This window comes from Tistrella sp. (assembly GCF_002684955.1).
Classification (GTDB): domain Bacteria; phylum Pseudomonadota; class Alphaproteobacteria; order Tistrellales; family Tistrellaceae; genus Tistrella; species Tistrella mobilis.
This window is the reverse complement of the sequence record NZ_NYWI01000062.1, coordinates 22,393-33,550: the sequence shown is the minus strand read 5'-3', so window position 1 is coordinate 33,550 and position 11,158 is coordinate 22,393. Positions and strand designations below refer to the sequence as shown.

At 63.1% G+C, this 11,158-nt stretch carries 10 protein-coding genes; 2 read left to right on the top strand and 8 right to left on the bottom strand.

The features are described from left to right. Positions 1-157: 157 nt before the first annotated feature. The 3 genes from CMO28_RS19595 to CMO28_RS19585 form a co-directional block, all read right to left on the bottom strand. Positions 158-388 carry a hypothetical protein gene (locus CMO28_RS19595; protein ID WP_296715980.1) on the bottom strand — a complete coding sequence of 77 codons (231 nt, stop codon included), beginning with the start codon at positions 386-388 and terminating at the stop codon, positions 158-160. Further along, positions 385-1,137, bottom strand: coding sequence for an AAA family ATPase (locus CMO28_RS19590; protein ID WP_296715977.1), 753 nt, complete (start codon positions 1,135-1,137; stop codon positions 385-387). The genes CMO28_RS19595 and CMO28_RS19590 overlap by 4 nt, the downstream gene beginning before the upstream one ends. A 71-nt stretch (positions 1,138-1,208) precedes the next feature. Next, positions 1,209-2,951, bottom strand: a complete 1,743-nt coding sequence (locus CMO28_RS19585; protein WP_296715972.1) for a transposase domain-containing protein — start codon at positions 2,949-2,951, stop codon at positions 1,209-1,211. A gap of 537 nt (positions 2,952-3,488) precedes the next feature. Here CMO28_RS19585 and CMO28_RS19580 point away from each other — a divergent pair. After that, positions 3,489-4,061, top strand: a complete 573-nt coding sequence (locus CMO28_RS19580; protein WP_296715970.1) for a helix-turn-helix domain-containing protein — start codon at positions 3,489-3,491, stop codon at positions 4,059-4,061. A gap of 507 nt (positions 4,062-4,568) precedes the next feature. Continuing rightward, entirely contained in the window at positions 4,569-5,237 is a 669-nt protein-coding gene (locus CMO28_RS19575) for a DUF6445 family protein (protein WP_296715968.1), read from the top strand. On the opposite strand, the gene CMO28_RS19570 is transcribed toward CMO28_RS19575, so the two are convergent. From CMO28_RS19570 to CMO28_RS19550, 5 genes are all read right to left on the bottom strand, one after another. Next, on the bottom strand, positions 5,170-5,811 hold the full coding sequence (locus CMO28_RS19570; RefSeq protein ID WP_296715967.1) for a hypothetical protein: 642 nt from the start codon (positions 5,809-5,811) through the stop codon (positions 5,170-5,172). The genes CMO28_RS19575 and CMO28_RS19570 overlap by 68 nt on opposite strands. Before the next feature lie 249 nt (positions 5,812-6,060). Next, positions 6,061-8,466: an ATP-dependent Clp protease ATP-binding subunit ClpA gene (gene clpA / locus CMO28_RS19565; RefSeq protein WP_322111386.1), complete on the bottom strand. Its 2,406-nt coding sequence runs from the start codon at positions 8,464-8,466 to the stop codon at positions 6,061-6,063. After that, positions 8,466-8,810 (bottom strand): ATP-dependent Clp protease adapter ClpS, encoded by a 345-nt coding sequence (clpS, locus tag CMO28_RS19560; RefSeq protein WP_014744106.1) that lies wholly within the window; start codon positions 8,808-8,810, stop codon positions 8,466-8,468. The genes clpA and clpS overlap by 1 nt, the downstream gene beginning before the upstream one ends. Before the next feature lie 278 nt (positions 8,811-9,088). Continuing rightward, complete coding sequence (locus tag CMO28_RS19555) at positions 9,089-9,964, bottom strand: phasin family protein (protein WP_296715964.1); 876 nt, start codon at positions 9,962-9,964, stop codon at positions 9,089-9,091. A gap of 234 nt (positions 9,965-10,198) precedes the next feature. Next, positions 10,199-10,942 carry a hypothetical protein gene (locus CMO28_RS19550; RefSeq protein ID WP_296715963.1) on the bottom strand — a complete coding sequence of 248 codons (744 nt, stop codon included), beginning with the start codon at positions 10,940-10,942 and terminating at the stop codon, positions 10,199-10,201. Positions 10,943-11,158: the final 216 nt, after the last annotated feature.

Genomic DNA, 11,158 nt, shown 5'->3' with positions numbered 1-11,158 from the left:
GCCTCGAACCGTGCCATGACGGCATGGAACCCCTCGTCGTCGAGGTCAGAGGCCGTCTGAACGCCTGCGAACCCGGCCAGGATCGCCCGATAGTCGTCATCGCACAGCTGAAGCTGACGGCGGGCGACCTGGACGATGGCGATCTTCGATTTGCTGATCACAGGACACCATCGATCATCTGCGTGATCTCGCGGGTATAGTCATCCGCGAGGATCGCGACGGTTTCAAGAAAGAGCACCAGCTTCTCGTTTGTGTCGTTGATCGACAGCCGATCAGGGACGATATGACGAGCTGCCCAGGTGAGGTGGTTGATGCGCTCCGACTTCTCGCGGATATCGCTCAGAATGTCGTGCGGTGTATGGTTCGGGATGGCGCGGTACTCGGTCATGACACGTCTCCCATGGACAGGTTTGCCCAGGCCACACCGAGATGTTGCTTCGTGATCAAGGACGCGTCGCCACCCGCATAGGCGACCGCGAGCCGGACAGTCTTGACCACGCACCGTAAGCCACCGGGATGCTGGGAAATCGTGTACAGAAAATCGATCTCGCCGCGCCCTTCCACACCGAGTGCCGACGCGAGAACGCCCACGTCCTGACGCCCAGGCTTGCCAAGTGTGACACGTCGACCGACGCGGCTACGGAGTTGAGAGAGCAGGCAGACGCGTTCCCACAGCCGCGCATTGCCGCAGAGAACCAATCCTATGCCTGCGTCGTCGTGGATTGTCCGGAGAGTATCGAGGGCTTCTGTCGAGAGGTGTTGTGCTTCATCGATTAGAATGCAACCGCCAGTGTCCCGGACACGCCGGATAATGATCCTGCGCACAGCCGACGGCGATCCGGCCGGGGTGACGCCAAGTACACCGCAGATTTCTTCCAGAGCAGCAAGGGGCTTCTCCCCTTCAGCGGACATCGTTGCGATCCAGGCATTGGGGGCATCAAGCGTGTAGCGTCGCAACGCTTCCGTCTTGCCGATCCCTGGATCACCAACCACAACGCTCAGGTCCGGACCGGTCTGCGCCCAACGTGCGGCATCCATCACATCGTCGGCGACGGTGGTCATAGCGAAGGCGTGGCTTCCCGCCAGAGTTCCAGACAGGTGTAAGTCGATCTTGGGTTCTTCGATCACTTCCGGCATGCTTTGGGCCTCTCCCCATGAGAGATGCGGGCTCGCGCCCGCGCACCGGGCCTGAGGATGTTGCAGCATCCTCAGGCCCCTAGCCTGCGACGAGATGTCGGCGCGCCGTGCTCGCGGCGATATGCCTCCATCCTGTCGAGGGTCTTTCTGAAATTCGCCTCCATCTCTGGCGTAGGTCGTAGAGATGCGGGTTCGAGCGCAGTAGCTTTGGGGCGCTTGGGACCGACACCAAAAGCCGGCTCGACCAGATTGGATGTCGGCGCCGGTGTACTGGTCCGTGCTGCGCGAGCTTCAGCGTCAATTGCGGCGAGTTCTACCCGTGACATGCGCCGCACCGCTTCAGCTTTACGTTTTGCAGCCTTGCGATACTGCGACTTCGCGCGCCCATAGGCACGGGCATCCTCCGTGCTGTCGAACCGTCCTTTTCGCAGGCACGGCAGTGCAGCGACCAGAAGCCGCCTATCCTTGTCCTCAACCATCACCGCGCCGGAAAGGTTGTCGGGATCGAACAGCACTCTCACTTTGCCATCGCCAACTTGACGATATCGCAAGAGAACGTCCTGATGCTCTGGTGAGAACCACATGTGGTCCTGGTGACGGATCGCCCCTTGCGGCGTTGGTTTGAGATAGGCGGTTTCGTACCGGAAGTACCGTTCCTGTTCGGGCAGGAGCGGCCGGTCGGGCTGGTTTGCGCGGCTTTCGGCGAACACTTGATCAAAGGAGCGTCCGCAAGCGATCTCAGTGCGCCGGCCTGATCGTTCGTTGTGCGACGCCATGCCTTCGTCGTAGATCTCGCGGAACAAGGCGATATCGACAGGTGTTCCGGTAAAATCCTCAGGCTTTGCGTCGGGCGCATTGCCGCAATAAGCGCCCTGAAATTCTGGACGGCGGTCAATGTCCGACGCCAGATCTCGAAAAGCGCGCTCGATCGGCTTCGCCCGACCATTGGCAGGCAAGGCGAAACCCACATCAATACCAAGTTGCGGCAGAAGCCCCGTCAACTCGTCTTCGATCACTTTCCATCGAAATCGGTTCGGCGCTCCACCGGAAATCTTCCGGGATGCGAAAGCACGAGAATTGTCGGTGCGGAGTTTGCGGAAACGCCCATGTTCCCGCATGACTTTCAGCAACAACCGTTTGGTAGCATCGGCGTTTTCACTCTTGGCATAGACCCAGCCCAGCATCTTGCGACTGAAAACGTCCTGAAGTGCGATGACCACAGGTCGGCCGATTTCACCATCTTCCCAGCGAACGAATACGTCCGCCTTCCGACCATCAAGATTGACCACATCGAGCGCGGCCAGAGACGTTACGCTGCGCTGCATGGCCGGGAAGAGCGCATCGGCTGCCTTGGGGCCGGAGGTCAATTGGGCCTTAGTGGCTGCACCGAATTCATGCTTCCAACGCCGCTGAAGGGTCTTGAGCGACGGCACGGCCCATCCCTTACGCTTCGCTGCCTTGACAAGATCACGATAGGCTGCCGCGGCAGGCTGATCACTACCTTCTGCCATCCGACCGATGAAGTATCGCCATGCATCGTCGCTCATTTCTGCCCGGCGGCCGCCGGGTACATAGTTTGGCAGCAGCGCTGGCAACCAGTCACAGTAGGGCAGCCCCTGGACAGCGCGCCACGCTCGCTGCACGGTCCAGACATTCTGGCCGGTCTCGGTAGCCGCAGCCTCATAAGCAGAGGCCAGCGGCTGACCCTGATCAACGAATGAACGCACTTTGCGTACCGCCACAAACCGAGCACGAGCACGTTCGCGTAGTTTTGGGGTTGCTGCCTCGAAGGATTGCCAGATGGCAGAGTTCATAGCCTCCGGCTCTGCCAAGCCCAATTCCCGCAAGCGAAGTGCCGCCCGCGTTTCATCCGGTAACTCAGACATCGCGACAACAAGGCGTCGCCCCCCATTTGAGGGGATCTGGGAACAAGTCCGGAATGTTTCCTTGACAACCTTTCGTGTCCATCTCGGATCGAGCGGGAAGGTACCATTCTTGAGGAATTTAGCTGGCAGACCGCAAAGACTATTAGCGTCTATGTATTCAGGACCGCTCATCGCCACCCCCGATGAAAGCCCGCATCATCTCTCTGACTATTTGAGAATTTGGCCCGTTTCGTTCGTACTTAAGCGCTTTCTCGACAGTCTGCCGAGGAAAGCCGTGATCTGTGGCCCACCTGTTCAAGGATGTGCCCTGAGCAACCAAATGAGCGCGTGCACTCAGATAGAGCGCATTATCGAGTTTCGGGTGCTTTGTATGCATGAGCGTGCTAGAACCTTGTGGCATCACGCTACGCACTATGAACGCATTATGCGTTCAGATCAAGGCGCGTCATCAGGTAGGTTTGCAATATGCGTTCATCTGACGATCATCCCTCGCCTGTTCATCAAGTTGATGTGGATGCCGTGCTCAGCCGCATGAAATTAGCAGGCTTGCAAGACGCCCAGGCCAGCGATAGCGCCCTTGCAAAATGGTTGGGCGTGAAGAAGACAACTCTATCGTCCTGGCGGCGGCGAGGTTCGATACCTATTTGGCATTGCATAAATGCCGCGCGCAAATCTTCTGTTGACCTTAACTATATCATTTCTGGCGATAAAAATGACGGACCCACATTTAAATTGAGTTTGGACAGATTTATAAATAGTGAGTTTGATCTTCTTTCTATTGCCCTAAGGCATGCAATCAAAGAATTTCAAAGTGTTGGATTTGGAGATAGCGTTGATGATCTCCTGCAACATTATAGACTTCTGGCCGCCGCTATGATGCGAGAGTATGAGAACTCAATAGATTTGATGAGGAGTGTTTCTCAGAATAAGCACATGGAAATGGCAGATTTTATTGCGAAAGTCGCTGAGGCAGAGGGCATTAAAAACTGGAAATCAATAAAGGAATTATACAACGAAGATGGGCAGCAGAAAAAATAGAAGACACCAGCTTAACGGTGAACGCCGATATCTTCGTATTATCGCCTTGGGTATCTTCTGCATCTCACTCAGAATGAGAGCAAGGTCGAGCGCCCATAACATGGGGGCGGCTATCACAAGCCCTTGAAACATAAAAATTATCCGCGATCGACCGCTTGGGCAGTACGTCGTTGTTTGTGTCACAGGTGGCAAACCTCTTGTCTTGGCGGTGTGAATATCCCCTTGTTGTCAAAGGGATTTGTCGCCTTGGCTTTTGGCAAACCTGTTGTCCCCCCACAGCCCGCGGCTTCAAATTCGACTGGCGCGCCCTGATCCCCCGGCTGAGGCGCCGGACGGATGATGCCGCACTCGACGACGCCGCCCTGGAAGGCGTGGCCGGGGGCGCCGCCTCGGCCGCGATGATCCTGCCGGGCGGCTGGACGTTCGGCGGCTGAGCGAGCGGGTTGAAGCCGGTTCGCGGGCATGGTGGAATGCGCGCGAACCGGAAGCTTCAGCGGAGCGCATGCCATGCATCAGTCGATGATCGTCGTCGACGACTTTTACGAGAACCCGCTCGAAGTGCGGACGCAGGCGCTCAAGCTCGACTATCCGCATCTGTCGGGGCCCGAGATCTATTATCCAGGCCGGAATTCGAAGCAGTTCATGCTGCCGCCCGACAGCGACCGCATGTTCAGCTACATCCTGCGCGAGCCGGTGATCGGCAATCGCGAGATGGCGCATGGCAAGTGTCGGCTGTCCTTTGCCTCGGATACCCGCGCCGGGGTGGTCCATATCGACCCGGGCTGCGCCTGGGCCGGAATCGTGTTTCTCAGCCTCGACGAGCATGCGCAGGGCGGGACGGAATTCTTCCGCCACAAGGCCAGCGGCAGCGACAGGGCACCGTTGAGCGATCAGGAGGCGCAGGAGAAGTTCGGCCTGCCGACCCGCGAGGACGTGCTGGATACCGTGCTGAAGCAGGACGGCCGCGACCGGTCGAAATGGGAGCAGATCACGGTTCTGCCGATGAAGTTCAACCGGCTGATCCTGTTCCGCCCCTGGCTGTGGCATACCAGCGGGGTGGATTTCGGCGATGCCCCCGAAAACGGCCGGCTGGTCCAGATCCTGTTCTTCAAGCCCGGCCCGACGCCGGCCCCGTCAGCCCGCCCGACCGTGACGCCGCCGTCGCAGCGACGCTGACCGGGCGCCGCCAGACCTGACTTCTGGCGGCCGTCAGGGTTTCGCGCAGCACGTTTTCGACGAAGGGGCCAAGCCCGCCTTCCATGGCAGGGCCGATGACCACAAGCGTCAGACCAAGCCCTGCCCGCAGGGTCTCGGTCGCCATCGCCACCTCGGGCCCCGCGACCCCCTCGAAGCGCAGCAGAATGCCCGCGATCGGCAGGCTGAGCCGGACCATGCTGGCGACGAGCAGCCCCTCGCTGCAGAGCGTGGGCCCCCCGGCCGGCGGCATCTGATCGACCCCGTCCGGATCCAGCACGGCCGAAATCCGGTCGAGTTCCGCCGCCATCCGGGCCAGCTTGAGATCCAGCGGAATCGGCGCACAGGGCAGCGCGCAGGCGCGGATCTGATGTGCCAGATACCGCCCCTCCTCCGCCGCCCAGACGAGTGCGGCGGCGCGGCTGTCATGGGCCGGCACAAGCACCGGTGCGGGTGTCCCGGCCGCAATGGCCGCCCGCACGACGGCCCGGCGATAGGGCCCTGGGGGCAGCGGGTCGCCGAGACGCGGATCTTCGGCGGTGATCGCAGGAATCATGGGGTGTGCCGATCTGACGACGGTCCCGGCGGTCTGGCCCGGCATGCCCCGCCGGCGATCGGGCATGCCGCTGTCACACGTTCATCCGTGCGGACATTTTTCTGCTATAGGTTATTCGGCAAATGACCATCGGGTCAAGTGCTTCCCCTCGATCCCGCATCGATACCTCGCCGGCCATGGCCCCGAACGCAAACACGGCCGCATGCGTCGCATGCGGCCGTGCAGCTGTTCAGAAAGGCACCGGAGATGTCAGGCGACGGGTTCCGGCACTTCGTCCCGGCTGGGATCCAGCTTATGTCCATCCTCCGGCCCGGCATCGGGGCCAGAACCGCCACCTCCCTTGCGGCCGCCGCGCGGCTTCGGCTCGTTGGCCTCGAAGCGGAAGACCGGCTTGTCCTCTTCGATATCGATGACGACATGGCCGCCATCGACCAGGTGGCCGAACAGAACCTCTTCGGCCAGCGGCTGCTTGATCTTCTCCTGGATGACCCGGGCCAGCGGCCGGGCACCCATCGCCTCGTCATAGCCGGCATTGGCCAGCCAGCGCCGCGCCTCTTCGGTGAGCGAGATCGTGATCTTGCGATCGGCGAGCTGCGCCTCCAGCTGGTTGACGAATTTGTCGACCACCAGCTCCACCACCTCGATCGGCAGGCGGCCGAAGGGAATGGTGGCATCCAGACGGTTGCGGAATTCAGGCGTGAACATCCGCTTCACCACATCCTGATCCTCACCCGCCCGGTCGACACGGCCGAAGCCGATCGGCGCCTTGGCGATTTCAGCCGCACCGGCATTGGAGGTCATGATCAGCACGACATTGCGGAAATCGACCGTCTTGCCGTTGTGGTCGGTGAGCTTGCCGTAGTCCATGACCTGCAGCAGCACGTTGAACAGGTCGGGATGGGCCTTCTCGATCTCGTCCAGCAGCAGCACCGCATGCGGGTTCTGGTCGATGGCATCGGTCAGCATGCCGCCCTGGTCGAAGCCGACATAGCCCGGGGGCGCACCGATCAGCCGCGACACCGAATGCCGCTCCATGTATTCCGACATGTCGAAGCGGATCAGCTTGATGCCCAGGATCTCGGCCAGACGCTTGGCCACCTCGGTCTTGCCGACACCGGTCGGGCCGGTGAAGAGATACGAGCCGATCGGCTTCTCGGGGTCGCGCAGGCCGGCCCGGGCCAGCTTGATTGCATTTGCCAGCGCGCCGATCGCCTGATCCTGGCCATAGACCACGGTCTTCAGATTGTCGGCCAGGTTACGCAGGCTGTCCTTGTCGCGCGCCGAGACGCTCTTCTCGGGGATCCGCGCGATCCGGGCGACGATGCCCTCGATCTCCTTGACGCTGATCTGCTTGCGCCGGCGCGAGGGCGGCAGCAGCCGCTGGGCGGCGCCCACCTCGTCGATCAGGTCGATCGCCTTGTCGGGCAGCTTGCGCTCGTGGATATAGCGCACCGACAGGTCGACCGCGGCCTTCAGCGCCGCCTCGGTGTACTGGACGTCGTGGAACTTCTCGTAATAGGGCTTCAGGCCCTTCAGGATCTTGACCGCATCCTCAGGGGTCGGCTCCGACACGTCGATCTTCTGGAACCGGCGCAGCAGCGCGCGGTCCTTTTCGATGTAGTTGCGGAATTCCTTGTAGGTGGTCGATCCCATGCAGCGGATGGTGCCGGCCTGCAGGGCGGGCTTCAGCAGGTTCGACGCATCCATGGCCCCGCCCGAGGTGGCGCCGGCACCGATGACGGTGTGGATCTCGTCGATGAACAGGACTGCGTGATCCTGGGCCTCAAGCTCGGTCACCACCGCCTTCAGCCGCTCTTCGAAGTCGCCGCGATAGCGGGTGCCGGCCAGCAGCGCGCCCATGTCGAGCGCGTAGATGGTGGCATCCTTCAGCACCTCGGGGACGTCGCCGGTCACGATCCGGCGCGCCAGGCCTTCGGCGATCGCGGTCTTGCCGACGCCGGGGTCGCCCACCAGCAGCGGGTTGTTCTTGGTCCGGCGGCACAGCACCTGGATCGCGCGCTCCACCTCGCCGTCACGGCCGACCAGCACGTCGATCTTGCCGGCCCTGGCCTTGTCGTTCAGGTTCACGCAATAGCTGGTCAGCGCCTTGGCGGCGCCCTTCTGGGCACCCTTCTGCGCCTCGCGCTGGGCCTCTTCCTCCTGGGCGGAGCCGGTCACCGGCGCGCCGCGGACGCTGCGGTTCTCGGTCATGCCCGGCGCCTTGGCGATACCGTGGCTGATATAGTTGACCGCATCCAGCCGCGACATGTCCTGGGTCTGCAGGAAATAGACCGCATGGCTCTCGCGCTCCGAGAACAGCGCGACCAGCACGTTGGCACCGGTCACTTCGGCCCGGCCCGAACTCTGCACATGGATGGCCGCGCGCTGGATGACGCGCTGGAAGCTGATCGTGGGCTTCGCCTCGACACCGCTGTCGGTGACAAGGCTCGCCAGCTCGTTGTCCAGGAAATCGTTCAGGTCGACACGCAGGCGGTCGACATCGACGTCGCAGGCCTTGAGCACGGCCACGGCGTCCTGATCGTCCAGCATCGCGAGCAGCAGGTGTTCGAGCGTCGCGTATTCATGACGCCGCGCATTCGCGATGGCGAAGGCGCGGTGCAGGCTCTGCTCGAGGTTCTTGGAAAGAATCGACATCAGTCCTTTTCCATCGTGCACTGGAGCGGATGCTGGTTGCGGCGGGCGTAGTCCATCACCTGGTTGACCTTGGTTTCGGCCACCTCGAACGGAAACACGCCGCAGACACCGACGCCGTGGTTGTGAACGTGCAGCATGATGCGGGTCGCTTCCTCCGCACCCTTGCTGAAGAAGCGCTGCAGAACGTCGATCACGAACTCCATCGGCGTGTAATCGTCGTTCAGCAGCAAAACCTTGTACATCGACGGCTTTCGGGTCGCCGCCTTCGGTCGGGTCGCGACCTCCGTCACCGTCCCGAAGCCGGGACGGTCGTCATCGGATCTGCGTTCGCCGCTCATGCCCATTCCGTCGTGTTCGGCCATTCCGTCGCAATCGATCAGGTTCCTGGCACCCTTCCTCGGAATGAGGATATTGGATTCGCCCCGGGCAGGAAAAGACCTTGAAAACAGTGATGCGTCGCCCTATCGCCGCACGCGGGGCCGAGAAATTTTCAAGGGGCCGTCCGGGTGTCGCTTCCCTGCAACGACAAGACCCGCAACCGGGCAGGCCGGTTGCGGGTCAGGACGACGGCGCCCCAGGCCCCGCGGGGCCTGGCGCCGGATCTTTGCAGGCTGTGATGCGGTCAGACCCGCGGCCGGGCGGACGGCGGAGTAAACGCGTTCTGCCACTGCCGGTTCAGCGGGCCGAGTGCCGCGCCCGCCAGACGAATGCCGACCTCGGACATCTTGGCCGCGTGCTCGACATAAAGATCGACCAGCCCGCGGGCATAGCGCTCCTGCACCGCCGCCATCTCTTCGAAAGACTGCGCGGAAAAGGCCTCGCGGGCGGTGCTGACGCCGAAATCGATCCGGGCCTGGGTGAAGGCGATGATGCCGTCGGTGGCGTCGCTCAGCGCCTTGGCGGTCTCGTTCGAGGCCTCCATCAGATCCTCGACCGCCCGCTCACGAAGCCGGTTGGCCTCCTCAAGCATCGCGGTGCCGTCGGCCATGCCGTCGGGCGAGACCGACTTCTTCACCCCGTCGAACACCTCCATGGCGGCCTTGGCCGACCGTTCGGCAATGGCGCTGGCGGTGCGCACCGCCTCGGCGGCGATGTCGGCTGCGGTGGTGGCGGCGGCCATCGCCGCCATCTCTTCCATCAGCTCGGCACCGCTCTTCATCGCGGGGACGGCCGGGGTTGCAGGTGCCGGGGTGGCCGGGGTCGGGGTCGCGGCAGCGGCCTCGGTCACGGCCGGTGCTGCCTCTGCCGCCGCCTCGGTGGTGGCCTTCACGGTCCGGGCCGCGGTGTCGGTTGCCGCCTGCACGGTTTCCGTCACGGTCTCAGCCGCAGCCGTGGTCGCCTCGGCGGCAGTCTCGGCCGCGGTTTCGGCGGGTGCCGCCTTGGCAGGGGCTGCCTTGGTTGCGGCGACCTTGGGCGTGGCGGTACCGGTCGCGTCGGACGCGGTGCCGCGGGTGGTCCGGCCACGGGTGCCGGTGCCGGGAGTCTTGCGGGTGGTCATGCGTCTCTCTCCGTTCGGTTCCGCGTGGAGCGGGCTGCCGATCCTGGGCGGCGAAGCGCGGGTCCCTGTGTCCGATCGGCCCCGGGCAAACGGCCGGGGCGGTGGGGCTGCGGAACAATGAAACCGGACAGCGAGGCCGGGACATGCAGTCGCCCTGGCCATGCTGCGCTGCAACATAACTTAACGCCTTCATACCACTCAGGTCAAGCCGGTGCGGTTCTCGCGGTGCAGCCGTCAGCGGCCGTAATCGACCCCGGCGAGGCCGTTTTCCACCACGGTCAGGGTGAAGGGCGAATGCCCGTCGACCATACCGCCGTCCCGCGACCGCATCGGCGGGTTGGTCACCGTCGGCCGCGGTTCCCTGGGCGGCACCGGGTTGCCGTCCACAGAGAACAGGATCTGGGGATGAAAAGCCTGGAACGCCGGGTCCGGATATTCGGCCGCCCAGAAACCGAACCGGCCGTCCACGCAGCGCGCCACCGTCCAGTAGAAACCCAGCGAATGCAGCCGTTCCCCCGCCGGGGCCGGCGCGAAGGCACCGCCTGCGGCAAACCGGTCCAGGATCGCGGCGGTCTGTGCGGCATCCAGACGCACCCGCGCCTCCACCGGCGCCCAGGGCGCCCCCAGCTGCGGCACCCGGATCCGCGTCAGATCCGCCTGCTGCCAGACATTGGTGGTGAGTTCAGACCCCGAGATGCGGGCCCGACCGTCGCGGAGGACGACCAGATCATAGGTGCGGACCTGTTCGGGGAAGACGGCATTATAGACCAGCCGATAGCGGTCCGGCGCCCCGATCATGCAGCTGCGCGCCAGTTCGCCGCCGCCGACATAGTCGAACCAGGTGAAGCTGCGGGTGATGGGATCGCCCGCGGGCCCGGTGGCTGCACAACCGGAGGTGACAAGCGCCACCACCACCGCCGCGAACCAGGCGAACCGCCGGGGCCGCATGTCGCGGCGGGCGGCGGGCTTCGGGGGCATCTTTCCTGACATGCGCGCTCCTTCGGTCACACCCTGGGCGAGGAAACAGAATTAAGCCCATACACAACAAGAATTTTCAGGTTGCCGCAACCACCCGGGCATGGCTAGGATGCGAGTCCACGGATTAACAGCCGTTCATCTGCCGCATCATGCCGGATTGCACCCTTCCGCCGACGGAACGGGTCCGGATGCGGCCGATGCGGACGGGTTGCGCGC